The organism is Klebsiella sp. B345, assembly GCF_051131735.1.
GTDB lineage: Bacteria > Pseudomonadota > Gammaproteobacteria > Enterobacterales > Enterobacteriaceae > Klebsiella.
The window spans coordinates 86,910-112,911 of the sequence record NZ_CP180443.1; the positions used below are offsets into that span (position 1 = coordinate 86,910).

Annotated in this window: 20 protein-coding genes; 11 read left to right on the plus strand and 9 right to left on the minus strand. The window is 57.9% G+C overall.

Features of this window, described 5'->3' with window-relative positions; all coding sequences use genetic code 11:
* The first annotated feature begins 15 nt into the window (after window positions 1-15).
* The 3 genes from paaK (at window position 16) to paaY (ending at window position 3,009) form a co-directional block, all read left to right on the plus strand.
* Window positions 16-1,332 carry a phenylacetate--CoA ligase PaaK gene (gene paaK, locus ACMYSO_RS00415; RefSeq protein WP_434585099.1) on the plus strand — a complete coding sequence of 439 codons (1,317 nt, stop codon included), beginning with the start codon at window positions 16-18 and terminating at the stop codon, window positions 1,330-1,332.
* Between the two features lie 144 nt (window positions 1,333-1,476).
* Window positions 1,477-2,403 carry a phenylacetic acid degradation operon negative regulatory protein PaaX gene (gene paaX, locus ACMYSO_RS00420; RefSeq protein ID WP_434585098.1) on the plus strand — a complete coding sequence of 309 codons (927 nt, stop codon included), beginning with the start codon at window positions 1,477-1,479 and terminating at the stop codon, window positions 2,401-2,403.
* Window positions 2,404-2,412: 9 nt separating this feature from the next.
* Window positions 2,413-3,009 (plus strand): phenylacetic acid degradation protein PaaY, encoded by a 597-nt coding sequence (gene paaY, locus ACMYSO_RS00425; RefSeq protein WP_434668734.1) that lies wholly within the window; start codon window positions 2,413-2,415, stop codon window positions 3,007-3,009.
* A 98-nt stretch (window positions 3,010-3,107) separates the two neighbouring features.
* On the opposite strand, the gene nadS is transcribed toward paaY, so the two are convergent.
* Window positions 3,108-3,392: a NadS family protein gene (gene nadS, locus ACMYSO_RS00430; protein ID WP_434668735.1), complete on the minus strand. Its 285-nt coding sequence runs from the start codon at window positions 3,390-3,392 to the stop codon at window positions 3,108-3,110.
* Window positions 3,393-3,660: 268 nt separating this feature from the next.
* Window positions 3,661-4,266 carry an FMN-dependent NADH-azoreductase gene (azoR, locus tag ACMYSO_RS00435; RefSeq protein WP_100685176.1) on the minus strand — a complete coding sequence of 202 codons (606 nt, stop codon included), beginning with the start codon at window positions 4,264-4,266 and terminating at the stop codon, window positions 3,661-3,663.
* A gap of 258 nt (window positions 4,267-4,524) precedes the next feature.
* Here azoR and hrpA point away from each other — a divergent pair, with 258 nt between their 5' ends.
* Entirely contained in the window at window positions 4,525-8,370 is a 3,846-nt protein-coding gene (gene hrpA / locus ACMYSO_RS00440) for an ATP-dependent RNA helicase HrpA (RefSeq protein WP_434670877.1), read from the plus strand.
* A 123-nt stretch (window positions 8,371-8,493) separates the two neighbouring features.
* Here hrpA and ACMYSO_RS00445 read toward each other — a convergent pair whose 3' ends face one another.
* The 6 genes from ACMYSO_RS00445 to ACMYSO_RS00470 form a co-directional block, all read right to left on the minus strand.
* Window positions 8,494-9,153: an O-methyltransferase gene (locus ACMYSO_RS00445; RefSeq protein ID WP_434668736.1), complete on the minus strand. Its 660-nt coding sequence runs from the start codon at window positions 9,151-9,153 to the stop codon at window positions 8,494-8,496.
* A 15-nt stretch (window positions 9,154-9,168) separates the two neighbouring features.
* Entirely contained in the window at window positions 9,169-10,548 is a 1,380-nt protein-coding gene (locus tag ACMYSO_RS00450) for an efflux transporter outer membrane subunit (protein WP_434668737.1), read from the minus strand.
* Window positions 10,545-11,630 (minus strand): HlyD family secretion protein, encoded by a 1,086-nt coding sequence (locus tag ACMYSO_RS00455; RefSeq protein ID WP_434668738.1) that lies wholly within the window; start codon window positions 11,628-11,630, stop codon window positions 10,545-10,547. Before ACMYSO_RS00455 ends, ACMYSO_RS00450 begins: the two co-directional genes overlap by 4 nt.
* Window positions 11,631-11,658: 28 nt before the next feature.
* Window positions 11,659-13,311: an MFS transporter gene (locus ACMYSO_RS00460; RefSeq protein WP_434668739.1), complete on the minus strand. Its 1,653-nt coding sequence runs from the start codon at window positions 13,309-13,311 to the stop codon at window positions 11,659-11,661.
* The gene (locus tag ACMYSO_RS00465) at window positions 13,311-13,742 is read right to left on the minus strand and encodes a MarR family winged helix-turn-helix transcriptional regulator (protein WP_434668740.1); all 432 of its coding nucleotides are present in this window, start codon (window positions 13,740-13,742) and stop codon (window positions 13,311-13,313) included. The genes ACMYSO_RS00460 and ACMYSO_RS00465 overlap by 1 nt, the downstream gene beginning before the upstream one ends.
* Before the next feature lie 187 nt (window positions 13,743-13,929).
* Window positions 13,930-15,204 carry a Glu/Leu/Phe/Val family dehydrogenase gene (locus ACMYSO_RS00470; RefSeq protein WP_434668741.1) on the minus strand — a complete coding sequence of 425 codons (1,275 nt, stop codon included), beginning with the start codon at window positions 15,202-15,204 and terminating at the stop codon, window positions 13,930-13,932.
* A gap of 678 nt (window positions 15,205-15,882) precedes the next feature.
* Between ACMYSO_RS00470 and ACMYSO_RS00475 the strand changes: the two genes are divergently transcribed.
* The 6 genes from ACMYSO_RS00475 to ACMYSO_RS00500 are packed head-to-tail and all read left to right on the plus strand — an operon-like array spanning window position 15,883 to window position 23,402.
* The gene (locus ACMYSO_RS00475; protein WP_044784837.1) at window positions 15,883-17,088 is read left to right on the plus strand and encodes a bifunctional succinylornithine transaminase/acetylornithine transaminase; all 1,206 of its coding nucleotides are present in this window, start codon (window positions 15,883-15,885) and stop codon (window positions 17,086-17,088) included.
* 18 nt (window positions 17,089-17,106) lie between these two features.
* Window positions 17,107-18,129, plus strand: coding sequence for an arginine N-succinyltransferase (gene astA / locus ACMYSO_RS00480; RefSeq protein WP_434670878.1), 1,023 nt, complete (start codon window positions 17,107-17,109; stop codon window positions 18,127-18,129).
* Window positions 18,120-19,586: a succinylglutamate-semialdehyde dehydrogenase gene (astD, locus tag ACMYSO_RS00485; protein ID WP_434668742.1), complete on the plus strand. Its 1,467-nt coding sequence runs from the start codon at window positions 18,120-18,122 to the stop codon at window positions 19,584-19,586. The genes astA and astD overlap by 10 nt, the downstream gene beginning before the upstream one ends.
* 22 nt (window positions 19,587-19,608) lie before the next feature.
* Window positions 19,609-20,949: an N-succinylarginine dihydrolase gene (astB, locus tag ACMYSO_RS00490; RefSeq protein WP_434668743.1), complete on the plus strand. Its 1,341-nt coding sequence runs from the start codon at window positions 19,609-19,611 to the stop codon at window positions 20,947-20,949.
* Window positions 20,950-20,959: 10 nt separating this feature from the next.
* Window positions 20,960-21,955: a succinylglutamate desuccinylase gene (astE, locus tag ACMYSO_RS00495; RefSeq protein ID WP_434668744.1), complete on the plus strand. Its 996-nt coding sequence runs from the start codon at window positions 20,960-20,962 to the stop codon at window positions 21,953-21,955.
* A 10-nt stretch (window positions 21,956-21,965) separates the two neighbouring features.
* On the plus strand, window positions 21,966-23,402 hold the full coding sequence (locus tag ACMYSO_RS00500; RefSeq protein WP_434668745.1) for an amino acid permease: 1,437 nt from the start codon (window positions 21,966-21,968) through the stop codon (window positions 23,400-23,402).
* 70 nt (window positions 23,403-23,472) lie between these two features.
* On the opposite strand, the gene ACMYSO_RS00505 is transcribed toward ACMYSO_RS00500, so the two are convergent.
* Window positions 23,473-24,798, minus strand: coding sequence for an MFS transporter (locus ACMYSO_RS00505; RefSeq protein ID WP_434668746.1), 1,326 nt, complete (start codon window positions 24,796-24,798; stop codon window positions 23,473-23,475).
* Between the two features lie 384 nt (window positions 24,799-25,182).
* On the opposite strand from ACMYSO_RS00505, the gene ACMYSO_RS00510 reads away from it, so the two are divergent.
* Window positions 25,183-25,983: a YdcF family protein gene (locus ACMYSO_RS00510; RefSeq protein WP_434668747.1), complete on the plus strand. Its 801-nt coding sequence runs from the start codon at window positions 25,183-25,185 to the stop codon at window positions 25,981-25,983.
* The last annotated feature ends 19 nt before the right edge of the window (window positions 25,984-26,002 follow it).

Below are 26,002 nucleotides of genomic sequence, written 5' to 3' on the forward strand. Positions count from 1 at the left end.
TGCGAGTACCCTAAAATGATAACTACTACAAAATTAGATCCGATTGAAACTGCTTCTCGTGACGAATTACAGGCTCTGCAAACCCAGCGTCTGAAGTGGACGCTGAAACACGCCTACGACAATGTGCCAATGTACCGCCGTAAATTTGATGCGGCGGGCGTTCATCCCGACGATTTTCATGAACTGAGCGACCTGAGCAAGTTCCCGTGCACCACCAAACAGGATCTGCGCGATAACTATCCGTTTGATACCTTTGCGGTGCCGATGGAACAAATTGTGCGCATCCACGCCTCTTCGGGCACCACCGGCAAACCGACGGTGGTGGGCTACACGCAAAATGACATCGACACCTGGGCCAATATTGTTGCCCGTTCCCTGCGTGCCGCAGGCGGGTCGGCAAAAGATAAAATTCACGTTGCCTACGGCTACGGCCTGTTCACCGGCGGTCTCGGCGCACACTACGGCGCGGAGCGCCTGGGGGCGACGGTGATCCCGATGTCCGGCGGCCAGACGGAGAAGCAGGCCCAGCTGATCCGCGATTTTAAGCCGGATATGATCATGGTGACGCCGTCTTACTGCCTCAATCTGATTGAAGAGCTCGAGCGCCAGATGGGCGGTGACGCCAGCGGTTGTTCCCTGCGGGTGGGCGTTTTCGGCGCCGAGCCGTGGACGCTGGCGATGCGCGCGGAGATCGAGCGTCGTCTGGGGATCTCGGCGCTGGATATCTACGGCCTGTCGGAAGTGATGGGGCCGGGAGTGGCAATGGAGTGTCTGGAAACCGCAGATGGCCCGACTATCTGGGAAGATCACTTCTTCCCGGAAGTGGTTAACCCGAACGACGGCACGCCGCTGGCGGACGGAGAACACGGTGAACTGCTGTTTACCACGCTGACCAAAGAGGCGCTGCCGGTGATCCGCTATCGCACCCGCGACCTGACCCGTCTGCTGCCGGGGACCGCCCGCACCATGCGCCGCATGGATCGCATCAGCGGCCGCAGCGATGACATGCTGATTATCCGCGGGGTCAACGTCTTCCCGTCACAGCTGGAAGAAGAGATCCTCAAAGTGGAGCATCTGTCGCCGCATTATCAACTGGAGGTCAATCGTCGTGGCCATCTTGATTCGCTTTCGGTGCGCGTTGAGTTAAAAGAAAGCAGCTTATCGCTGAGCCATGAGCAGCGCTGCCAGATCTGCCATCATCTGCGTCACCGTATTAAGTCGATGGTAGGGATATCGACCGATATCAGCATCGTTAACTGCGGCAGTATTCCGCGCTCAGAAGGCAAAGCCTGCCGCGTATTCGATCTTCGCAAGGTTGCCGCCAACGGTTAATGTTTACCCGGTGGCGCAGCGCTGACCGGGCTACAGGTTGACAGACGTCTGCAGGCCGGTAGTCCGGACAGGTGCGCAGCAGCGCCTGCGGGTTTTCCTGTGCTATGATTCGAAAAGGACAAAAACAACAACAGAATGAATCATATGAGTAAGCTTGACACCTTTATTCAACAGGCGGTCGAGGCGATGCCGATAAGCGGCACCTCGCTGATCGCTTCGCTGTACGGGGATTCACTGCTGCAACGCGGCGGCGAGGTCTGGCTCGGTAGCGTGGCTGCGCTGCTGGAAGGCCTGGGGTTTGGCGAACGCTTTGTGCGCACCGCGCTGTTCCGCCTGAACAAAGAGGAGTGGCTGGATGTGGTGCGTATCGGCCGCCGCAGCTTCTACCGGCTGAGTGACAAAGGGCTGCGCCTGACGCGCCGTGCGGAGCATAAAATTTATCGTGCCAGCGCGCCGGAATGGGACGGCACCTGGCTGCTGTTGCTGTCGGAAGGGCTGGAAAAAAACCAGCTGGCAGAAGTCAAAAAACAGCTGCTGTGGCAAGGCTTCGGCGCGCTGGCACCGAGTCTGCTGGCTTCGCCATCGCAAAAAATGGCCGATGTGCAGTCGTTGTTGCACGAAGCCGGGGTGGCGGAGAATGTGATTTGCTTTGAGGCGCATTCACCGCTGGCGCTCTCCCAGGCGGCGCTGCGCGCCCGGGTCGAAGAGTGCTGGCACTTAACCGAACAAAACGCGATGTATGAGACCTTTATTGCGCTGTTCCGCCCGCTGTTGCCGCTGCTGCGTGAGGCCGATGCCGACGAGCTGACGCCGGCGCGCTGTTTCCAGATCCAACTGCTACTCATCCATTTCTATCGCCGGGTGGTGCTGAAAGATCCGCTGCTACCGGAAGAGCTGCTGCCTGCCCACTGGGCCGGGCAAACCGCCCGTCAGCTGTGTATCAATATTTATCAGCGGGTCGCGCCGGGTGCGCTGACCTTCGTCGGCGAAAAAGGCGAGAGTTCGGTGGGGGAACTGCCCGCGCCGGGACCGCTCTATTTTCAGCGTTTTGGCGGTTTGCCAGGCGCCTAAGGAGGCTTAATGCCGATTTATCAGATTGACGGTATGACCCCCGTCGTACCAGATGAAAGCTATGTCCATCCCACGGCGGTTCTGATTGGCGATGTGATCCTCGGTAAAGGAGTCTACATCGGTCCGAATGCCAGCCTGCGCGGTGATTTTGGCCGTATCGTGGTGAAAGATGGCGCCAACATTCAGGATAACTGCGTGATGCACGGTTTCCCCGGTCAGGACACAATCGTCGAAGAGGACGGGCATATTGGTCACGGGGCGATTCTTCACGGCTGCGTGATTGGCCGCAACGCGCTGGTCGGCATGAGTGCGGTGATTATTGACGGGGCGACGATCGGCGAGAACAGCATTGTTGGTGCGTCGGCGTTTGTCAAAGCCCGCGCGGAGATGCCGGCGAACTATCTGATTGTCGGCAGCCCGGCCAAAGCCATTCGTACTCTGAGCGAGCAGGAAATCGTGTGGAAAAAGCAGGGGACCCGCGAATATCAGGTGCTGGTGGAACGCTGCCAGCAGACAATGCATCAGGTGGAGCCGTTAAAACAGGCGGAGCCAGACCGCAAGCGGCTGGAATTTGACGATAACCTGCGGCCAAAATCGCAGAGTTAATGCACTAAGCCCGTCTCGTCATATCGCCATGTATCCCGGCTAAGCAACGCGCCAGCCGGGATTTCGCACCTCATCGGGCAATCTACATCTGCTGGGGTTTAATGCTCCGCCAGTTCGCGAAAGAATGCCGGGTTAGCCTGAATAACCGCCAGCACTTTTGCCGCCAGGCCTGTCGGGTTACGACGTCGGGATTCCCAGCTTTTGATCGTATCCACGCTGGTTCCCAGCGCTTTTGCCATTTCCGCCTGCGATACGTTGAGCTGCGCTCGAATGGCTTTCACGTCAGCAATCTCATAGCGAGTCACGCGGGCCGGGGCTTTATCGCCATTTTTGATATCAACGGCTTCTTTGAGAGACGTTTGAAGCTCATCAAAAAAACTCATATCACACCTTATTTTTCAGTCGTTTTGCTGGTTAAGGTACTATGTACACCTCGATGTGTACATAGTACCTGTTCCTGATGTTCAGCCATCGCAACGTTGGCTGCCAGCTGTCTGATATCTTCCTGAAACACAGGGGATCAGACGAGAGAGACTAGCGTATAAGCCGGGAGAAAAAGGTGTTGGATTGGGTGCTGATTTTAGAAGACGACGCGCAAACTGATGGTGAGAGGGGATAAAAAAACTCCCACCGGGCGGTGGGAGTGAAGTCTTATGCGGCAACGACGCTGTCGATCGCTGCTTTGGCGTCGGACTGGGCTTTCGCTGCCACTTCCGGACCGTACGCGATGCCTTCTGCGAAGACAAAGTTCACGTCGGTGATGCCGATGAAGCCGAGGAAGGTAGACAGGTACGGGGTCACCAGATCGGTCGGGGTATCTTTATGGATACCGCCACGGCTGGTCAGAACCACTGCACGTTTACCGGTCACCAGACCTTCTGGTCCTTTTTCGGTGTAGCGGAAGGTCACGCCAGCGCGAGCCACCAGGTCAAAGTAGTTTTTCAGCTGCGTCGGGATGTTGAAGTTGTACATCGGTGCGGCAATCACGATCACGTCATTGGCCTGCAGTTCAGCAATCAGCTCGTCAGACAGCGTCAGCGCTTCCTGCTGACGCGGGGTCAGCGGGGTGTCGCTCGGACGCAGCGCGCCAACCAGTTCGCCATCCAGTACCGGGATTGGGTTCGCGGCCAGGTCACGCACGGTGATAACGTCATCAGCGTGCTGCTCACGCCATTGTTCAACAAAATAGTCGGACAGCTGACCGGATTGCGAGTAGCCTGCCAGAATACTGGATTTCAGAACGAGTACTTTGCTCATGGGTGTTTCCTTATATGAGATTGACGGGTCAATGCCCTGGTGCTTGCTGACACTTTATTCACAATCATGCCACAGAGAAAGCGCAATAAATCGAACCCTGTATTCAGTTTTTTTGAACAAGGCATGAGAATCGCAGATGTGGTAATATACAGCAATACATCAAAAGAGATTTTGCCCGGCAGTGCACTGCCCGATAATGCTATGACAGAACAACAAAAGTTCACCTTCTCTCAGCTATTCCAGCAGCTTGATGGCCTGATGCTGCGTGACAGATCACGCTTCTCCCGTCGCCTGCACGGCGTGAAAAAGGTTAAAAATCCTGAATCCCAACAGGCCATTCTTCAGGAGATGGCGCAAGAGATTGAACAAGCCGCAGGGAGAGTCCTGCTGCGTGAAGCCTCACGTCCGGCGATTACTTATCCGCAAAACCTGCCGGTCAGCCAGAAAAAACAGGAGATCCTGCAGGCCGTTCGTGACCACCAGGTGGTTATCGTCGCCGGGGAGACCGGTTCCGGTAAAACCACCCAGCTGCCGAAAATCTGCATGGAGCTGGGGCGCGGGGTGAAAGGGCTGATTGGCCATACCCAGCCGCGTCGTCTGGCGGCGCGTACCGTCGCCAACCGTATTGCCGAAGAGCTGCAAAGCGAGCCGGGCGGCTGCATCGGTTATAAAGTCCGCTTTAGCGATCACGTCAGCGACAACACCATGGTGAAGCTGATGACCGACGGTATTCTGCTGGCAGAAATCCAGCAGGACCGGATGCTGATGCAGTACGACACTATCATCATCGATGAGGCTCACGAACGCAGCCTCAATATCGACTTCCTGCTCGGCTATCTGCGTGAGCTGCTGCCGCGTCGTCCGGACCTGAAAGTGATCATCACCTCGGCGACCATCGACCCGGAACGCTTCTCGCGCCACTTTAACAATGCGCCGATTATTGAAGTTTCCGGGCGGACTTACCCGGTGGAAGTCCGCTACCGGCCGATTGTCGAAGAGGCGGACGATACCGACCGCGATCAGCTGCAGGCGATTTTTGATGCGGTGGATGAGCTGGGTCGTGAAAGCCCGGGCGATATTCTGATCTTTATGAGCGGCGAGCGCGAAATTCGCGACACCGCCGACGCGCTCAATAAGCTCAATCTGCGTCATACCGAAGTGCTGCCGCTGTATGCGCGGCTGTCGAACAGCGAACAAAACCGCGTCTTCCAGTCCCATAGCGGGCGGCGCATCGTGCTGGCGACCAACGTCGCCGAAACCTCGCTGACCGTACCGGGCATCAAGTACGTTATCGACCCCGGTACCGCGCGTATCAGTCGCTATAGCTTCCGAACCAAAGTGCAGCGCCTGCCGATTGAGCCGGTTTCTCAGGCTTCTGCTAACCAGCGTAAAGGCCGCTGCGGCCGCGTGTCGGAAGGGATCTGTATTCGCCTCTATTCCGAAGATGATTTCCTGTCGCGGCCGGAATTCACCGACCCGGAAATTCTGCGCACCAACCTGGCGTCGGTCATTTTGCAGATGACCGCCCTGGGGCTGGGCGACATCGCCGCGTTTCCGTTTGTCGAAGCGCCGGACAAGCGCAATATCCAGGACGGCGTGCGGCTGCTGGAAGAACTCGGTGCCATTACTACCGATGAACAGCAAACCGCCTACAAGCTGACGCCGATGGGCCGCCAGCTGAGCCAGCTCCCGGTGGATCCGCGTCTGGCTCGTATGGTGCTGGAAGCGCAAAAACATGGTTGCGTGCGTGAAGCGATGATTATCACCTCGGCGCTGTCGATTCAGGATCCGCGTGAACGTCCGATGGACAAACAGCAGGCTTCCGACGAGAAACACCGCCGCTTCCACGATAAAGAGTCGGATTTCCTGGCATTTGTGAACCTGTGGAACTACCTCGGCGAGCAGCAAAAGGCGCTGTCGTCGAACCAGTTCCGCCGCCAGTGCCGTACCGACTTCCTCAACTATTTGCGGGTACGCGAATGGCAGGATATTTACACCCAGCTGCGTCAGGTGGTGAAAGAACTCGGGCTGCCGATTAACAGCGAGCCGGCGGAGTACCGCGAGATCCATACCGCGCTACTGACCGGGTTGTTGTCGCATATTGGTATGAAAGATACCGACAAGCAGGAGTTTACCGGGGCACGCAATGCGCGTTTCTCAATCTTCCCGGGTTCCGGTTTGTTCAAGAAGCCGCCGAAGTGGACGATGGTCGCCGAGCTGGTGGAAACCAGCCGCTTGTGGGGACGCATTGCCGCACGTATCGACCCGGAATGGGTCGAGCCGGTGGCCCAACATCTGATCAAACGTTCCTACAGTGAACCGCACTGGGAGCGGGCGCAAGGCGCGGTCATGGCCACGGAGAAAGTGACGGTTTATGGCCTGCCAATCGTTGCCGCCCGTAAAGTGAACTATAGCCAGATTGACCCGGCGCTGTGCCGCGAGCTGTTTATCCGCCATGCGCTAGTGGAAGGTGACTGGCAGACCCGGCATGCCTTCTTCCGCGACAACCTCAAGCTGCGCACGGAAATCGAAGAGCTGGAGCACAAGTCACGCCGCCGCGATATTCTGGTCGATGACGACACGATGTTTGAGTTCTACGACCAGCGCATCAGCCACGAGGTGATCTCGGCGCGCCACTTCGATAAGTGGTGGAAACAGGCCAGCCGCGAGACCCCGGATCTGCTCAACTTTGAAAAAAGTATGTTGATCAAAGAGGGGGCGGAGCAGGTCAGTAAACTGGACTACCCGAACTTCTGGCACCAGGGCAACCTGAAGCTGCGTCTGAGCTATCAGTTTGAACCGGGCGCCGACGCCGATGGCGTGACGGTGCATATTCCGCTGCCGTTGCTGAACCAGGTGGAAGAGGCCGGATTCGAGTGGCAGATCCCTGGCCTGCGCCGGGAGCTGATCATCGCGCTGATTAAATCACTGCCTAAGCCGGTACGTCGCAACTTTGTGCCGGCGCCGAACTACGCCGAGGCCTTTTTAGGCCGCGTGACGCCGCTGGAGTTACCGTTGCTGGATTCGCTGGAGCGCGAGCTGCGGCGGATGAGCGGCGTGACCATTGACCGCGACGCCTGGCACTGGGATCAGGTGCCCGATCACCTGAAAATTACCTTCCGGGTGGTGGATGACAAGAACAAGAAGCTGGCCGAAGGGCGTGCGCTGCAGAATTTAAAAGAGGCGCTGAAAGGCAAAGTACAGGAGACGCTTTCTGCCGTCGCCGATGACGGCATCGAGCAGAGCGGGCTGCATATCTGGAGCTTCGGGCAACTGCCGGAAAGCTATGAGCAGAAACGTGGTAACTATAAAGTGAAGGCGTGGCCGGCGCTGGTGGATGAACGTGACAGTGTCGCGATCAAGCTGTTTGATAACCCGCTGGAGCAGCAGCAGGCGATGTGGCAGGGGCTGCGGCGCCTGCTGCTGTTGAATATTCCTTCGCCAATCAAATATCTGCACGAGAAGCTGCCGAATAAAGCCAAGCTGGGGCTCTACTTTAACCCTTACGGCAAAGTGCTGGATCTGATTGATGACTGTATCTCCTGCGGCGTGGATAAGCTTATCGACGAAGCGGGCGGCCCGGTGTGGAGCGAAGAAGCGTTCGCGAAGCTGCACGACAAGGTCCGCGCCGAGCTGAACGACACGGTGGTGGAGATAGCCAAACAGGTCGAGCAGATCCTGACCGCAGTGTTCAACATCAATAAACGCCTGAAAGGGCGCGTGGATATGAGCATGGCGCTGGGCCTGTCGGATGTTAAAGCGCAGATGGGCGGGCTGGTGTATCGCGGCTTCGTCACCGGCAACGGTTTCCGACGACTCGGTGATACCCTGCGTTATCTCCAGGCCATTGAAAAACGGCTGGAGAAAATGGCCATTGACCCGCACCGCGACCGGGCGCAGATGCTGAAAGTGGAGAGCGTCCAGCAGGCCTGGCAGCAGTGGCTGAATAAGCTGCCGCCGGGGCGTCGCGGTGATGAGGATGTGCAGGAGATCCGCTGGATGATCGAGGAGCTGCGCGTCAGCTTCTTCGCCCAACAGCTCGGGACACCGTATCCGATTTCCGACAAGCGGGTGCTGCAGGCGATGGAGCAAATCGTCGCGTAAGCGATACCAGAATCCTGCGAATGTAGCCCGGTGGTGCTACGCTGACCGGGCTACGGGTGCTGCATTGGCCTGTAGCCCGGACAGGTGCGAAACACCGCCTCCGGGCCCGGAATACTGAACGGATTAGGCATTCACCCACGCGAGGGTGAATCCGTCCCAGCCTTTGCTGCCTACCGTTTGCAGCGCGGTGACCGTCAGGCGCGGATCGCTGGCCATCATTTCAATAAAGCGCCGTACTCCCTGCACGCGATCGTCGTCGCTGTGCGGGTTCACCACCTCACCGTCGCGGACCACGTTATCCCCAATAATCAATGTCCCAGGCCGGGAATAATGTAGCGCCCAACGCAAGTAATCCGGATTACTGGGTTTGTCGGCATCGATAAAAATCACATCAAAAGGCGGACGTTCCCCGAGTGACTCCAGAGTGTGCAGTGCTGGGCCTTCGCGCAGCGTGACCCGGTTATCGACCCTCGCCAGCCGCAGATTTTCCCGCGCCACCGCCGCATGGTGCGGGTCGGCTTCAAGCGTCAGCAGCTCGCTATCTTCCGGCAGTTCGCGGGCCATCCAGATGGTGCTGTAACCGCCAAGCGTACCGATCTCCAGCACCCGCCGTGCCCGCACCATGCGTACCAGCAGCGCCAGGAACTGCCCCTGATTGGCGGCAACGTCGAAGGCGGGTAGCCCGGCGCGCAGGTTGTTTTCCAGCACCTGAGCGAGCACCGGGTCGTCAGGAATTAACGCATTAACAAGATAGCTATCTACAGCAGACCATTTTTGTTGCATAAACGATTTCCTGCGTTACGTCCCTGATGAGTCAGACCAGCCACCTCCCAGTGCCCGGTACAAATCCACCTGTGCCAACAGTAGGTTGTTCTTCACCTGCACAACGCTAATCTGCGTGGCGAACAGCGTCCGCTGGGCGTCCAGTACGTCAAGATATGAGGAGTAGCCGTTGCGGTAACGGTTCTGCGCGATACGTAGCGTTTCCTGTGCGACTTCCTGTTGGCTGAGCAGCTCGGTTAACTGCTCGCCATAGCGGGTGATGGCATCAAGGCTGTCATTCACTTCCCGAAATGCACTACGCACCGTTTTCTCATAACCGTACAGCGCCTGGTTGCGCTGCGCCATCGAAACATCCACCTGTGCATTCAGCGCCTGCCGGTTGAGCAGCGGGGCGAGAATACTGCCGCCGACGCTCCAGAGCCGCAGCGGGTTATCGAGCAGGTCCGGCAGCGTGCGGTCCTGCAGGCTCCCGGTGGCGGTCAAATTGATCGATGGCAGCAGTTGCGCCTGCGAAGAGGCGAGCGTGGCATCGGCGGCAATCAGCTGTCGCTGGGCCTGGACGATATCCGGCCGACGGTTCAAAAGCGTAGACGGCAGCTGCGATGGCAGGACGAGGGGGGTCAGTTGGGCGAAAGTCTGCCGCTTAATGTTGCCGGGGTTACTGCCGATCAGCACGCTCAGCGCATTCTCCTGCTGAGCAATTTGATGCTGTAGCGGCGGGATCTGCGAGCGTGTCGAACGCAGTTCCGAGTCGGCCTGCATCCATTCCAGACGCGAGGTATAGCCGGTCTCAAACTGGCGTTTGGCCAGCTTGTACGCATCTTCACGCGATTTCAGCGTCTGCTGCGTCACCTGCAGCTGATCGTCCAGCGATAGCAGGGTCAGATAGCCTACGGCCACCGAGGTGGCGACGGTGAGGTCGGCGGCCGCAGCGGCGGCTTTTTGCGCCTCCAGGCTCGCCTGTGCAGCGCTGGCTGCGTTGCGGTTAGCCCCCCAGAGATCCACATCATAGCTGGCGGTTAACCCGCCTTTATAGACCGTACTGTGTATGGGCAGGCCGGTTGCTGCGGACTGCGCCCGCGCGCGGGTGCCGGTCAGTCCGGCATCCAGCGACGGGAACAGCGCGCTGTCGACGGCATAGGCCCGGGCCTGATACTCGTTGACCCGTTCGCGGGCCATCAGAACATCGCTGTTGTAGCGCAGCGCCTGATCAACATAGTGGTTAAGCTGGCTGTCGTGGAAGTTGCGCCACCACACGCCTTCAACCGGGCTGGCTGGCCCGATATCAGCGCGCCAGGCGGCCGGGATCTGTAATGACGGCTCGGCTCGCTGAACGTCCGCTGATTGACAGCCGATCAGCGTGAGAGCCAGCGCGAGGGTGAGTGGGCGAATCATGGCTGCGCGCCCTCACGTGTATCAATAGTGACCTGCACCGACATCCCCGGGCGCAGCCGGGTGCTGTTTTTCTGCCCCTCATTCACGGCGATACGCACCGGAATTCGCTGCGCGATCTTGACGAAGTTACCGGTGGCGTTATCCGGGGAAATCGCGCTGAATTCAACCCCGGTCGCCGGGGAGATGCTCTGGACGGTGCCCTTGAAGGTTTCGCCATTTAGCGCATCAACGGTAAAGGTCGCGGCCTGGCCGATGCGAATTTGCGCCAGCTGAGTCTCTTTCATGTTGGCAATCACCCAGTGCTGCGGCGGCACCAGCGAGGTTAAGTGGGTACCGGCGCTGACGTAGGCACCGAGGCGCACTGAAATCTGTCCGAGCTGGCCGGCGGTGGGCGCGACGATCCGGGTATTGTTCAGGTCGATCTCCGCCAGTTCCAGCGCGGCACGAGCGCTGGCGACATCGGCCGCCAGCGCATCGCGGTTAACGATAGTCGATTGCCGATCCTGGCGTGACATCTCCAGCGTCGCCTTTGCCTGTTCGATATCGGCGGTACCCTGCGCCGCGCTGGCCCTGGCGGAATCGCGTTCGCGGATGGATAACGAACCGTCGGCGGTCAAATCCTGGACGCGCTTTAAGTCTGCCTGGTTTTTCTGATTCTGCGCCCGGGCATTTTGCAGCGCGGCTTCATTGCGCTGAATGACCGCCTCGGCACTTTTGCGTTGCTGAAGGTTGTTGTTCAACGCCGCTTCTTTCATCGCCAGCGTTGCCTGCGCCTGATGGACGCGCTGTTTGTAGATCCGGTCATCAATTTGGAACAGTACCTGTCCCGGCTTAACGTATTCGAAATCCTGCACGTTGACGGCGGTCACATAGCCACTGACCTGAGGGCTGATAAATGTCGTCTGCCCGCGAACATAGGCGTTATCGGTAAACTGACTGTGCCGGGTAAACGGCGGCAGTTGCCAGGCGTATAAAATCACCAGTACGCCGATGAGGCCGATGGCGGCGGCGGTAAAAATGGATACTACGCGGATATTGTTGCGGGTGTTGGCCTGTTGCCTGGCCGCATCCTGCTGACTCATAACGACTCCAGAGTAAAAATGATCGGTGTTATTTGCTTCCCGTTGCGCGTTTCAGCGCAATACGGGCGGTAATACGCAGTCTTATCAACCGCCAGAACACCCAGATTAGCGTCCCGGCGGAAATCGCCGCGGTCAGAAGATAGGTGTCATTGTAGGCAAGAATATTAGCCTGCAGCGTCGCGGCATTTTGCAGCAGCGTGCTGGCCTGTACGCTCAACAAGGTACTGTCGCCAATCTGGTTTTGATACAGCTGGCTGTATTGCTGCAGGCGCTCGGTAATCAATGGATTCAGCGTGGTCAACTGGTCAGCCAACTGGCTGGAGTGAAATTTCTCCCGCCAGGTCTGGAAGGTCCCGAGTATTGCCGAGCCGAGCAGTCCGCCGATGTTCTGGCTCATACCAAACAGCACCGAAAAACTCACCAGGTTACGCGGGTCAGCAATGACGCCGCCGATCCCCGCCAGCATAGCCGGGGCGAGGAAAAAGGCGCTGCCGAAGCCGAGCAAGAACTGGCTGAACATCAGTTGCTGCGGGCGGGTCAGAATAGTGGACTGGCTGTCGAGCAGCGAGGCTACCATGATAAACGCCAGCGCGGTGGCGATGGGCCAGTAGAGCCGCTGCGGATTCAGAGTCAGGCAGCTGGCTATAATCCCACTGAGAATACCGGCGAAAATCGACCACGCGAGGGTGTTCATCTGCTCGTTTTGCAGACCTGCATACTGTAGCCAACCGATAACCCCGGTGTTTTGCTCTGCCAGCACGATACGAATCAACAGCATAATCAGCCCCAGGCGCAGGATACTGCCGCTGGAGAGCCAGTGGGTGTTAAGCAGCGGGTTGCTTCGGTTGTGCTCAAAGACGATAGCCGAAACAATAAGTACCACCGCGCCGGCTAACGACCAGCCAATCCACGGGGCTTCAAACCACCAGTCAAGACGGCCCAGCGAGAGGACGGCGCAGACCAGCGCCATGCCGGGCGCCAGGAGTATAAAGGTGATGAAATCCTTTTTCTCAAACACTTTTTGGCGATCGCTGGGCGGCAGCTTCAGGGCGATCACGCAGGCAAGCGAGATCAGCGCCAGCCCCAGCTCAAAAAAGTAGAGCCCACGCCATTCATCGATCTGTAGCAGCTCGGTGGAGAACAGGCGAGCAATAGGAATGGCCAGCGACGATCCGGTAATGCCAATGGTCAGCGCCTTCAGACGGTGGCGGGCGGGCCAGGCCTGAACCTGATAGTAGATACCCAAAGAGCTAAGCGCCGCGGCCACCATGCCGTGGGCGGCCCGGACCATGATAGCCGAGCTGAGATCGTTAACGAAAAGGTGGAAAAAGGTCACCAGCACATACAGCACCAGGAAGCCTTCGGTAAAGGCGCGCAGGCCGAACTGCTGGCGAAATTTCACCAGCAGCAGGTTGATCGATACGTTAGTCATAACGTAAACGGCGGGCAGCCAGGCTATCTCCGTCGACCAGGCGGCAAAAGTGCCCTGCAGGTTTTGCAGGTTGGCGGTGACCACCGCATTACCCAGTGCGCCGGTCAGGCAGACCAGCAGCCCGACAATTCCGTAGGCGACGCGCTTTGGGGTGCTGTGAATCGGTGTCGACGGCGAACCGAGCAGGGCGGGTTTTTCGTGCGCGGCCCAGTCGTGAGGCACATAGGGGTTACTCTTGCGACGTGGCATTACTTTTTCTCCACTTCGCGCAGCAGTTTTTCCAGCACCCGCTGAGTTTGCTCGCGCTCCTCGGCGGTGAGGGTGCTGAGGATCTCTTCGCGCAACGCGTCCGCGACGGTCTTGACCTGGAGATAGACCTCCAGCCCTTTTTCCGTGGCGACCAGCAGACGCTTGCGTTTATCGCGCTCGGTGATGACGCGCTCGACCAGCCGCTGCTCGACAAGGCGATTGACCAGCGGGACCACGGTGGCGCTTTCTACGCCAAGCTCCTGGGCAAGCTCAATCTGCGAGAGCGGATCGGCGTTGCGGGCAATAGCCGCAACTGCGACCCAGCTCGCCTGGCTCATACCGAGGTCTTTTAAGCGACGATTGACCGCCAGTCGCCAGTGGTGGGCCGTGAGATACAGGAGGTGGGAGAAGGTAAGCTGCCGGTTATCCATAGTTTCTTGATATCAGGTTATCGTAAAATCATTAGAGCTCTAACGATTCTATTCCTGATAGAAAGCGAAATTCAAGGGTGATGCTAAAAAATGGTTAACGCTGTGTGCGCTTAGCGGTAGGAATACACAATGACAGGGGGCAAAAAAAAGCCCGGGCCATGGCCCGGGCATTGATCAACGGGAGAACTTAACCCGGATAGATACCGCGATCTTTACGCGCCATCAGGATGCGCTCACAGGCCACAATATAGGCCGCCGTACGCAGAGAACACTCTTTTTCAGACGCTTTTTCGCACACGTGGATGGTCGCATCGGTCATGATACGGTCCATTTTGGCGTTGATCTCTTCTTCGCTCCAGAAGAAGCTCGCCATGTCCTGCACCCATTCGAAGTAGCTGACGGTTACGCCGCCGGCGTTACAGATAACGTCCGGCACCACAACCACGCCGCGCTCGGCCAGCACATCATCCGCTTCCGGATAGGTCGGGCCGTTTGCCCCTTCCAGCACCAGTTTACAGGTCAGCTTCTCGGCACGTTCGCGGGTGATTTGGCCTTCCAGTGCGGCCGGGATCAGAATATCCATCTGGGTGGTCCAGAAATCATCTTTATCGATTTCACGGGCGCCCGGGAATCCGGCAATCTGTTTCTTCTCGGCCTGCCATGCGGTCAGGGCCGCCATATCAATGCCGCCTTCATTATACAGGGTGGCGGTGTGGTCCTGAATCACCACGATACGCGCGCCGACGCCAGCAAACAGACGGGCGGCTTCGCTACCGACGTTACCGAAGCCCTGCAGCGCGACTTTTGCGCCTTCGATTTCAATGCCGAAACGACCGGCTACTTCGCGGCCGGTAATAAAGACGCCGCGGCCGGTGGCTTTTTCACGACCCAGGGAGCCGCCGAGGTGAATCGGCTTGCCGGTGACCACGCCGGTAATCGTGGTGCCATGGTTCATGGAGTAGGTATCCATCATCCACGCCATCACTTTACCGTTGGTGCCGACGTCCGGAGCCGGGATATCTTTCTGCGGCCCGATAATCAAACCGATCTCACTGGTATAGCGGCGGGTCAGGCGTTCCAGCTCGCCTTCGGACAGGCTGAACGGGTCAACGCGCACGCCGCCTTTGGCTCCGCCATATGGAATATTGACTGCGGCACACTTGATGGTCATCCAGGCAGAAAGTGCCATCACTTCATTCAGGTCTACATCTGGATGGTAGCGAACACCACCTTTACCCGGTCCACGCGATAGATTGTGCTGTACGCGGTAGCCTTCGAAATGGCGGATGGAGCCATCATCCATCTGCACCGGGATATCGACGATCAGCGCGCGTTTTGGGTGGCGCAGAGTTTCAACCCAGTAGGCGAGATCGCCCAGGTAAGGCGCGACGCGGTCGATTTGGCGCAGGTAGGTTGTCCATGGAGATGTAGTACTTTCAGATGCGTAAGATAACTTTTCCATAAGAATCCTGTTCTTAGTGTTATTTATACCCTTCATCCTTCAGGTTGCCTGGGTGTTGGCTGCACCCGCTCACCCCAGTCACTTACTTGAGTAAGCTCCTGGGGATTTACGGCTTTGCCGCCTACAGGCAACCCGAATGATTTTGGGTATATGTCGTGTGAAACCGTGGAATGTTCATACCCGTCATACTTCAATAAGGTACACAGCAGTAAACTCTGTGTATCGAATCTTATCACCAATTTTATAAACCGGTATTTGACCGCCGTTGCGAATTTTACATTTTTGTTAGAATTTTGGTTTTTTGATTGCATAAATAAGCACGGAAAAGCACCACTATATCGTGCATTAATATTCATATTTTATGCAGTTAAGTGAATAGATAAATAATTTTTCCATATTTATCATTATCTTGATAGCTATCAAAAAGTGAATAAAATGCGAGTGGGTGTATTGACTTTATTGTGTATCCCGGTCCAGCATGAGAGCACGCAACACACAAGGTATTAACTGTGAATTAACAAATACCCACAAATATAAAAAGGCTTTATTTGATTGCGGTGAATTAACATTCATCGTAACGGGCGCGCTCGTCATCAAATCAGGGCCGGGGAATTGTTAATGTCGACCACCCCTGACTGGCAAATAAAATCAGGCCAGTCATCGTTCCGGAGAATTGCTATGTCAGGCTGTATGACTCGTGAAGATTTTAATGCGTATATGGTGCCCTGTTTTGCCCCGGCCCCCTTTATTCCGGTGAGGGCGGCGGGTTCAACCGTCTGGGATCAGCAGGGGAAAGACTATATCGATTTGGCGGGCGGGATTGCCGTGAACTCACTCGGTCATGCTAACCCGGCGCTGGTGGCGGCGCTGAAGTCGCAGCTCGATAATCTGTGGCACATCGGCAACGGCTACACCAACGAGCCGGTACTGCAGCTGGCCAAAACGCTGGTGGAGTCCACTTTTGCCGACAAAGTGTTCTTTTGTAATTCCGGGGCGGAAGCCAACGAAGCGGCGCTGAAGCTGGCGCGTAAATATGCCCACGATAAGTTTGGTGCCGATAAAAGCGAAATCATCGCCTTCCAGAATGCCTTCCACGGCCGCACGCTGTTTACCGTGACGGTCGGCGGCCAGCCAAAATACTCCTGCGATTACGCGCCGCTGCCGCAGGACATTACCCATCTGCCGTATAACGATATTGCCGCCGTGAAAGCCGCGATCTCGGACCGCACCTGCGCGGTGATTGTGGAGCCGATTATCGGGGAAGGCGGTGTGAGACCGGCTGATCCGGCGTTCCTGCAGGCGCTGCGCGAGCTGTGCGACCAGCACGACGTCACGCTGATTTTTGATGAGGTACAGACCGGCGCCGGACGTACCGGGTCGCTCTATGCCTACCAGCACTACAACGTGATCCCGGATATCCTCACCAGCGCGAAAGGGCTTGGCGGCGGCTTCCCGATTGGCGCGATGCTGACCAAAGAGGCGTGGGCGCAGGTTTTCCAGCCGGGCACCCACGGCACCACCTTTGGCGGTAACCCGCTGGCGGCCACGGTCGCCAATGGCGTGCTGGCGCAGATGGATGGCGAACTGCTGGCCGGGGTTAAGGTTCGTCACGATCTTATCGTTGAAAAGCTGAACGCGCTGAATACGCGCTACGACCTCTTCAGCGCGGTACGCGGGATGGGGCTGTTGATTGGTGCTGAGCTTGCCAGCCACCTGCGCGGTCAGGCCAAAACGCTGACCAACCTCGCGGCGGAAGAGGGACTGATTGCGCTGATCGCCGGGCCGGACGTGCTGCGCTTTGCACCGGCGCTCAATATTCCGCTGGCGGATATTGAGGAGGCTTTTGTGCGCCTTGAGCGCGCCGTCGCCCGCCTGACGGCCTGATCCGGGAGACGGTTTATGATGCTATTTCGTCCCGTTCGGGAAAATGATCTCGACGATATTATCCGCCTCGCATCGCGGGCGGGTGTCGGTATGACCTCGTTACCCAACGATCCCGTGCGCCTGGCCGCACGGATCCAGCGCAGCGTGGAAACTTTTGACGGCAAGCTGTCGCGCGGCCAGCAGGGCTTTCTATTTGTGCTGGAAGATACCCTCGTTGGGCGGGTGGTGGGGGTCAGCGCTATCGAAGTGGCGGTGGGGCTGGATGAGCCATTTTACAATTTCCGCCTGCAGCGTACCGTCCGTGCCTCGAAAGAACTGGGAGTCTATAAAAACCAGGAACTGCTCAACCTTAGCTATGACCATACCGGCCACAGCGAGCTGTGTACGTTGTTCCTCGACCCGGAATATCAGAAAAACCGCAATGGGCTGTTTCTGTCAAAGGCACGCTTCTTATTTATCGCCGCCTTCCGCGAACTGTTTTCGCCTCATCTGTTTGCTGAGCTGCGCGGACGCAGCGACGAGCAGGGCAATTCGCCTTTCTGGGACGCGCTGGGGCACCACTTTTTCGACATTCCGTTCGCCGACGCCGATCGTCTGACCGGCACCGGCATGAAGACCTTTATTGCCGAATTGATGCCGGCGTACCCGATCTATGTGTCGCTGCTGCCTGAAAACGCCCGGGCGGTGATTGGCGAGGTGCATGCTAACACCTCGCCAGCGCGGGCGATTCTGGAGAAAGAGGGATTCAGTTGGCGTGGTTCGGTGGATATTTTCGATGCCGGCCCGGTGCTGGAGGCGGAAACCGACGCCATCAGAGCCGTCAGCGAGAGCCAGTTTATCCCGGCGATGCAGCTGAAGGCTTCGGGATCGTCGCCGCTGATTGTCGCCAATAACCAGTTTGCCCAGTTCCGCGCGGTGCTGCTATCGCCGGAAGACCAACCTGAACTTAACCAATCGATGCTGGATGCGCTGGCGGTCAATGATTCCGAGCGGGTCCATGCGGTGACTTTACACCCGGAGGCAAGAACATCATGGCGCTAAATGCACAGTTTATCGCAGGACAATGGTTGCAGGGCGCCGGCGCGCTGCTGACGAAACTGGCGCCAGAAGACCAGTCGCTGTTATGGCAGGCCGCCAGCGCGGGTGCGGCGGATGTTCAGGCCGCCTGCAGCGCCGCTCGTGGTGCCTTTTACGCCTGGTCCCACCGACCAGTGACCGAACGTATTGCCTGTGTTCAGCGCTTTGCGGCACTGCTGGAGAGCGAAAAAGAGCGGCTGGCGACGTTGATTTCCCGTGAAACCAGCAAACCGCTGTGGGAAACCCGCACCGAAGTGCAGGCGATGATCGGCAAAGCCGCGATCTCGATTGAGGCCTACCACGAACGTACCGGCCAGCGCGAAACGGTGATGCCGGACGGCAAAGCGCTGCTGCGCCATAAGCCGCACGGCGTGATGGCGGTGTTTGGCCCCTATAACTTCCCCGGCCATCTGCCGAACGGTCACATTATTCCGGCGCTGATTGCTGGCAATACCGTGGTCTTCAAGCCGAGCGAGCTGACACCGGCTACCGCAGAGCTGACGGTGCAACTGTGGCAGCAGGCCGGGATCCCGGACGGGGTGATCAACCTGATTCAGGGTGGCAAAGAGACTGGCCAGGCGCTGCTGGAAAACCGCGATATCGACGGCGTGCTGTTTACCGGTAGCGCTTCGGTTGGGTTCCATTTCCACCGCTACCTCGGCGGCCAGCCGGAGAAAATGCTGGCGCTGGAGATGGGCGGCAATAACGCGCTGATCGTCGCTGACGTGGCTGACAGCGACGCGGCGCTGCATGTGATTATTCAGTCGGCCTTTATCTCTGCCGGGCAGCGCTGCACCTGCGCGCGCCGGTTGCTGATCCCACGGAATGCCGAAGGCGATGCGCTGCTACAGCGGTTGGTTGAGGCCAGCGCCCGTATCCGGGCTGGCAAATGGGATGCCGAGCCGCAGCCGTTTATGGGCGGGGTGATCTCGCTGACGGCGGCGCAGGGGATGCTGGCGGCGCAGGACAAGCTGGCCGGACTAGGGGCAACGGTGTTGCTGCGCATGCAGCAACCTGACCCGCAATCGACGGTATTAACGCCGGGCATTATCGACGTCACCGGGATTGATGTTCCTGATGAAGAGTACTTCGGTCCACTGCTGACCGTTATCCGCTACGACGCGTTTGATGAGGCGATACGCATTGCCAACGCCACCCGATACGGGCTGGCGGCGGGGCTGATCTCAGCCGACCCGGCGCTGTTTGAGCGTTTTGCTGATGAGGCGCGGGCCGGGATCGTCAACTGGAACAAGCCGCTAACCGGCGCCTCCAGTAAAGCGCCGTTTGGCGGCGTGGGCGCCTCGGGTAACCATCGTGCCTCGGCGTGGTATGCCGCCGATTACTGCGCCTGGCCGATGGCCTCGTTGGTCAGTGACACGCTGACGCTACCGGCGACCACGTCGCCTGGCCTGCCATTCTGATAACGGATCCTGAGAGGACACTATGTCTGGTTTTGAAGCTAATTTTGATGGCCTGGTCGGGCCAACGCACCACTACGCCGGACTGTCGGTCGGTAATGAAGCCTCGCAAAACAACCGCGACGGGGAGTCGAACCCGAAGAAAGCCGCGTTGCAAGGGCTGTTTAAAATGAAAACCCTGGCGGATAAGGGCTTTATTCAGGGGATTTTACCGCCACAGCCGCGACCGAATATGACCGCGCTGCGGGGTCTGGGTTTCCAGGGCAGCGACGCCGAGGTTATCCAGAGCGCTGCGGCACAAGCGCCGCAGTTGCTGTCGGCGTTTAGCTCTGCGTCATCGATGTGGACCGCCAACGCCGCGACGGTATCGCCTTCCGCCGACAGCGCCGACGGCAAGCTGCATTTTACGGTCGCCAACCTGAACAACAAACTGCATCGCTCGCAGGAAGCACCGACTACCGCGGCCATTCTGCGTGCCACTTTTGCCGATGAGGCTTGCTTCAGCCACCACGCGGCGCTGCCGCAACATGAGTATCTCGGTGATGAAGGGGCGGCAAACCACAACCGTTTTTGCCGCGACTATGACCGTCAGGGCGTACAGTTTTTCGTCTACGGTAAGCGCGCCAGCGGCGGCGTGGCCCCGGGGAAATACCCGGCCCGTCAGACCCTGGAGGCCAGTCAGGCCATCGCCCGGCTGCACCAGCTGAACCCGGACTATACCGTTTTTGCCCAGCAGGACCCGGCGGCCATCGACCGCGGGGTGTTCCATAACGACGTGATTGCGGTCAGCAACCGTCACGTGCTGTTCCACCATCAGCACGCTTTTTTAAATCAGCAGGCCGTGCTGGATCAACTGCGGGAAAAAACGGCGCAGCTGGATATTCCGTTTACCAGTGTTGAAGTGCCGCAGGCGCAGGTCAGCCTCGACGATACCGTGGCCTCCTACCTGTTCAATAGCCAGCTGCTCAGTAAGGCGGACGGCAAAATGTTGATCGTGGTGCCGGAAGAGTGCCGCCAGCGCAGTAACGTCTGGCAGTATCTGACTGAGCTGGTTAGCGATAGTGCGTCACCCATTAATGAAGTCGCGGTATTCGACCTGCGCGAAAGTATGCGTAACGGCGGTGGCCCGGCGTGTCTGCGACTGCGGGTGGTGCTCAATCATCGCGAACTGGCGACGGTCAACCCCCAGAGCCTGATGAATGATGAGCGTTACCAGCAGCTGACCCGTTGGGTGGAAAAACACTACCGCGACCGGCTCCATGCCCGGGACCTTGGCGATCCGCAGTTGTTGGGCGAGGTGTACCAGGCCCTTGATGAACTGACGCAAATTTTAGGTCTGGGGTCGGTCTATGACTTCCAGCGCTAAGGGGCCTGCAATGGAAATGTGGGTAAACGATTTACGTCACTGCCGCCTGTCGAGCTGGCCGTTTCCACCGGATATCGAAGCGCGCTGGCTGGCGGATGGCGTGCTTCAGTTGCTGCCGGTGAAGCCGTGGAGCCAGGCCACCGTGGTGTCGGCGGGGATCCATGGTAACGAAACCGCGCCGATTGAGATCCTGTTACAGGTAATGCACGGTCTGAGCGAGGGCCAGCAGCCGCTACAGCATGCGCTGCTGCTGATCTTCGGTAACCTGCCTGCGATTCGCGCCAGCCGTCGCTACTGGCATAACGACCTGAACCGCCTGTTTGGCGGGCGACATCGGGCCGTGGCACCGGGCAACGAGTCGCGGCGCGCGCAGGAACTGGAAACCGTCGTGGAGGCCTTTTTTAGCACGGCAGATCGCCATGGCGCGGTTACGCGCCGGCATCTGGATTTGCATACCGCCATTCGCGGCTCGCGCTACCGGCAGTTCGCACTGCTTCCGGCCCACGACGGCGACTACAGCGCTGATTTTTACCAGCTGTTGCAGGCCAGCGGGATGGATGCCATCGTGCGCCACACTGAACCGGGAGGCACCTTTACCCACTACACCAGCGAAGCATTTGGCGCGCAAAGCGCCACCCTGGAGTTGGGTAAGGTCATGCCGTTCGGCGAGAACGACCTCTCGCTGTTCGCCGCAACCGAGGCGGCGATCCGCGCGTTGATTGCCGATGCGCCGCTCCCCGCGAGGGCGAAAGCACCGGCGGATTATTTTCTGGTGCAGGAGAGCATCATCAAGAGCGATCGCGATTTCACGCTCAACCTGGATCCGAAAATTGAAAACTTCACCGCGCTGCCCGCCGGGTATGAGATTGCCCGCCAGCCGGAAAAAACGTGGGTGGTTCAGGCTCACGCGCCGTACATCTTATTTCCGAATGCGGGAGTGGCGACCGGTCAACGTGCCGGGTTGTTACTGAAGTCTGCCGCGCCATGCCTTTCTTTGCCTGCCTGAAGGAATCGACATGACTCAACATCAACGCGAGGGGCAGACCACGTCTGCCATCGAGGGGGAGCGCCCGTCGCAGCTCAAACGCGGCCTTGGCGCCCGGCACATTCAGATGATTGCGCTGGGCGGGGCTATCGGGACCGGCCTGTTTATGGGGGCGGGAAGAAATATTGCCGTGGCGGGGACCTCGATTCTCGTCATCTATGTGCTGGTGGGCTTCTTTACCTATATGGTGATGCGGGCCATGGGCGAGGTATTGCTGACCCGGCTGGACTATCGCTCCTTCGCCGATTTCGTCGGCGAGTATCTCGGCCCGCAGGCCAGCTTCTATCTGGGCTGGACCTACTGGCTGAGCTGGGTAGTGACCTGTATCGCCGACGTGGTGGTTTGCGGCAGCTACATGCAGTACTGGTTTCCCGAGATGTCGGCCTGGATGCCGGCGCTCAGTACCCTTGGGATCCTGTTCCTGTTTAATCTGCTGTCGGTGAAAATGTTTGGCGAGGCCGAGTTTTGGTTTGCTCTGATCAAGGTGATTACGATTATTGCGCTGATCATCACCGGGGCGTGGATGATTGTCATTGGCTGGACCTCGCCCGACGGTGTGAAAGCCTCGCTGCACCATATCACCGACCCGGCTGTGTTTATGCCGCACGGCATCACCGGGTTCTTTGCCGGTTTCCAGATAGCCATTTTCTCCTTCACCGGGATTGAACTGCTCGGCACCATGACCGCCGAAACCCGCGATCCGCAGAAGATTTTACCGAAGGCGATCAACGCGCTGCCGCTGCGTATTATCATTTTTTATCTGCTGTCGATGGTGGTGATTATTGCGGTGGCCTCCTGGCCGGGCGTTTCGCCGGATGCCAGCCCCTTCGTGACGCTGTTTGCCAACGCCGGACTGCCGGCAGCGGCGGCGGTAATCAACTTTGTGGCGCTGACCTCGGCGATGTCGTCGGCCAACAGCGGGGTCTACTCCAGCACCCGTATGCTGTACGGTCTTTCGGTGGAAAAACATGCCCATGGCCAGTTCCGCATTCTGTCTCGCTCCACGCGGATCCCGGTGCGCAGCCTGCTGTTCTCCTGCTTCTGCATGCTCAGCGGTACGCTGCTGCTGTTCCTGGTGCCGAACGTGATGACCCTGTTCACCATTGTGTCGACGCTGGCGGCGATTATGGTGGTGTTCAGTTGGGGGATGATTCTGGTGGCCTATCTGGTATATCGCCATAAGCGCCCGGATCTGCATCAGCAGTCGACCTTTAAGATGCCGGCGGGCGTGGTGATGAGCTGGGTGAGCCTGCTGTTTTTCGCCTTCGCCATCTTCATCATGATTTTCGACCCGGACACGCTGAAAGCGTTGCTGGCGACGCCGCTGTGGTTTATCGCGCTGTGGCTGTGCTGGAAGATCAAGCATAAGCGGGAAGGGCAACGCCAGCTTGAGAGGCTTAACGCGTAGCACAACGCCGGCAACAGAGGGACTGTTGCCGGCGTTTCTTTGATTCATTGATAGTGTGTTATTGCCATTGTTACAGCTGACCGGCCTGGGCAACCGGAGTAGCCGGGGTCTGCTTCAGACGACTGGCGCAGAAGATAGCGATCAGCGAAATCACCACCGTCCCGCTCAGATACCACGCCACCGGCACCCAGTCGCCGTCATATTTTGCCAGCAGTCCGGTAGCAATCAGCGGAGCCGTACCGCCCGCCAGCGCTGCGCCAAGCTGATAGCCCAGCGTAATCCCGGTGTAACGTACATTGGCACTAAAAATTTCTGAACACAGGGTTCCCAGAACCGCGGTCACCGGCGCCCACAGCACGCCGAAAGCAATCACCGTGGCTATCACAATGCCCCAGGTGGTTTGGGTATCCAGCAGCAGGAACCACGGAACAATAAATAACCCGAGCAGGAACACGCTGACGGAATACATTTTCTGACGGCCAATCTTATCGGAAAGCAGCCCCATCAGCGGGATCATCACCGTTGCGACCAGCGCGCCAAGGGTCACGGCCTCCAGCGCCTGGGATTTTTGGTAGGTCAGGGTGTTGGTGGCATAGCTGACAATAAAGGTGGAGAAGATATAGAACGGGGCGGTTTCGACGACTTTCAGACCGGCAGCAATGAGTACTTCACGCCAGTGGAACTTAAGAGTATCGCGCAGCGGCGCTTTCGCCACCTGACCTGATTTTTTGACCTGTTTAAAGGCTGGTGTTTCATCAATATCTTTACGGATCCACAGGCCCAGCAGCACCAGCACTGAACTTAACAGAAACGGAATGCGCCAACCCCAGGAGAGGAACTGCTCTTCGCTAAACAGCGTCATCAGAGAAACGATAAAGGTCGCCATCAGCATACCGATGGTGACACCGGCTTGCGGAATACTACCGAAAAAGCCTTTGCGCTTTTCCGGCGCGTATTCGTAGGCCAGCAGCAACGCGCCGCCCCATTCACCGCCGATACCCATCCCCTGGACGATACGCAGGGTAATCAGCAGCGCCGGCGCCCACAGGCCAATCATCTCATAGGTGGGCAGCAGTCCGATGGCCACCGTCGCGCCGCCCATCAATGACAGAGTCAGTACCAGCGTTTTTTTACGCCCAATCCGGTCTCCAATGTGGGCGAAAAGCACCCCTCCGATAGGGCGAATAAAGAAGGTTAATGAGAATGAGAGCCATGAGAGAATCAACCCGATGACCGGGTCGACCATCGGAAAGAAAATCTTATTGAACACCAGCGCTGCGGCGGTGCCATAGAGAAAATAGTCGAACCATTCAATGGCGCTACCCGTGAGGCTGGCAATCAGCACCTTCTTGTTTTTCTTGAGGATGGATGTGGTACTACTATCGTGTATTGTCATTATTCACTCGACTCCGCCATGGTCATAACGTTCCAGGTAGCACCTGTGGTGATTTGGGTGCAACCTGGCACAAGGAAAGGTTGTGTAATTGTTAAGCAACTTAGGGTGGGGTGTTATTTTTGGCAAGTCATCAGATGAGTTAATTGAGTGAAAACAGCGGTTTTATGCCCTATATCACACGGTGTTTGCTCTGTATTGTGCGCATTTACGCTAATTACTGGCGTTATTATGGTGAATTATTCAGGTGCAACCCGATGATTTTTAGATGTTTCTTGTTATTTCTTTTTTGTTACACATTGCCGTCAATACACCGATGGCCCCAGGCAGGGTTTATGATGTGGTAACACGTCGTGACCCAATAAGTAGTCATAAAAAGGAGTGAGTATGACAGAGCAATTTCCAACTCTCGCGGAAGAGACACTCGCGGCGGCTAACCTTGTGGGACAATGGTTGGCGCTGGACGATTTCAGCGTGCAGCAACCGCAGCCCGCTGTTGATGTGGTGGTTCTCGCGGGTAATGCGGTGATCCCAACGATTGATACCGCCTGTCTCTTAGCGGTACAGAGTGGGGCGTCGCTGCTGATTAGCGGGGGGATCGGCCATTCAACATCCTTCCTCTATCACGCGGTACAGCAGGATCCGCGCTATCGCGAACTGCCGGTAGACGGTCGTCCGGAAGCGCATATCCTTGCCGATATCGCGCATCAGTTCTGGAACATTCCACGGGAACAACTGGTGGTCGAGGACCGCTCAACCAACTGCGGTGAGAACGCGCTATTTACCCGTCAGACCCTTGATGCACGTGGTATGAAGCCTCGTTGCGGCGTGGTGATTCAGGATCCGACCATGCAGCGACGTACCATGGCGACGTTTGCCCGCATCTGGCAAGACGTAGAGGCGGCACCGCGGTGGTTCAGCACGCCGGGGTTTACGCCGTGTCTGCGCAACACTACACAAGGGGTCGCGTTTAGCCACGAGACTGATGGCGTGTGGCCCGTCGGGCGCTATCTGTCGTTGATTCTTGGGGAACTGCCGCGTCTGCAGGATAACCCGCAAGGCTATGGCCCGCGTGGTAAAAGCTTTATCGTTCATGTCGATATCCCGGCGCACATTCTGGCCGCCTGGGAACGTCTGCGGGCAGACAGTCTGCTGACTGAAGCTCTGCAAGCGCGCACGCTGGCGTAATGACTGCCCGTTTGCGAGC

Bases quoted from the DNA above. Each gene is read 5' to 3' on its own strand.
- ACMYSO_RS00465 (WP_434668740.1), bottom strand. From the start codon at position 13,742: ATGGATAACCGGCAGCTTACCTTCTCCCACCTCCTGTATCTCACGGCC.
- ACMYSO_RS00450 (WP_434668737.1), bottom strand. From the start codon at position 10,548: ATGATTCGCCCACTCACCCTCGCGCTGGCTCTCACGCTGATCGGCTGT.
- ACMYSO_RS00510 (WP_434668747.1), top strand. From the start codon at position 25,183: ATGACAGAGCAATTTCCAACTCTCGCGGAAGAGACACTCGCGGCGGCT.
- astB (WP_434668743.1), top strand. From the start codon at position 19,609: ATGTCTGGTTTTGAAGCTAATTTTGATGGCCTGGTCGGGCCAACGCAC.
- hrpA (WP_434670877.1), top strand. From the start codon at position 4,525: ATGCTGCGTGACAGATCACGCTTCTCCCGTCGCCTGCACGGCGTGAAA.
- astA (WP_434670878.1), top strand. From the start codon at position 17,107: ATGCTATTTCGTCCCGTTCGGGAAAATGATCTCGACGATATTATCCGC.
- azoR (WP_100685176.1), bottom strand. From the start codon at position 4,266: ATGAGCAAAGTACTCGTTCTGAAATCCAGTATTCTGGCAGGCTACTCG.
- astE (WP_434668744.1), top strand. From the start codon at position 20,960: ATGGAAATGTGGGTAAACGATTTACGTCACTGCCGCCTGTCGAGCTGG.
- ACMYSO_RS00505 (WP_434668746.1), bottom strand. From the start codon at position 24,798: ATGACAATACACGATAGTAGTACCACATCCATCCTCAAGAAAAACAAG.
- paaY (WP_434668734.1), top strand. From the start codon at position 2,413: ATGCCGATTTATCAGATTGACGGTATGACCCCCGTCGTACCAGATGAA.
- ACMYSO_RS00455 (WP_434668738.1), bottom strand. From the start codon at position 11,630: ATGAGTCAGCAGGATGCGGCCAGGCAACAGGCCAACACCCGCAACAAT.
- astD (WP_434668742.1), top strand. From the start codon at position 18,120: ATGGCGCTAAATGCACAGTTTATCGCAGGACAATGGTTGCAGGGCGCC.
- nadS (WP_434668735.1), bottom strand. From the start codon at position 3,392: ATGAGTTTTTTTGATGAGCTTCAAACGTCTCTCAAAGAAGCCGTTGAT.
- ACMYSO_RS00500 (WP_434668745.1), top strand. From the start codon at position 21,966: ATGACTCAACATCAACGCGAGGGGCAGACCACGTCTGCCATCGAGGGG.
- paaX (WP_434585098.1), top strand. From the start codon at position 1,477: ATGAGTAAGCTTGACACCTTTATTCAACAGGCGGTCGAGGCGATGCCG.
- ACMYSO_RS00460 (WP_434668739.1), bottom strand. From the start codon at position 13,311: ATGCCACGTCGCAAGAGTAACCCCTATGTGCCTCACGACTGGGCCGCG.
- ACMYSO_RS00445 (WP_434668736.1), bottom strand. From the start codon at position 9,153: ATGCAACAAAAATGGTCTGCTGTAGATAGCTATCTTGTTAATGCGTTA.
- ACMYSO_RS00475 (WP_044784837.1), top strand. From the start codon at position 15,883: ATGTCAGGCTGTATGACTCGTGAAGATTTTAATGCGTATATGGTGCCC.
- ACMYSO_RS00470 (WP_434668741.1), bottom strand. From the start codon at position 15,204: ATGGAAAAGTTATCTTACGCATCTGAAAGTACTACATCTCCATGGACA.
- paaK (WP_434585099.1), top strand. From the start codon at position 16: ATGATAACTACTACAAAATTAGATCCGATTGAAACTGCTTCTCGTGAC.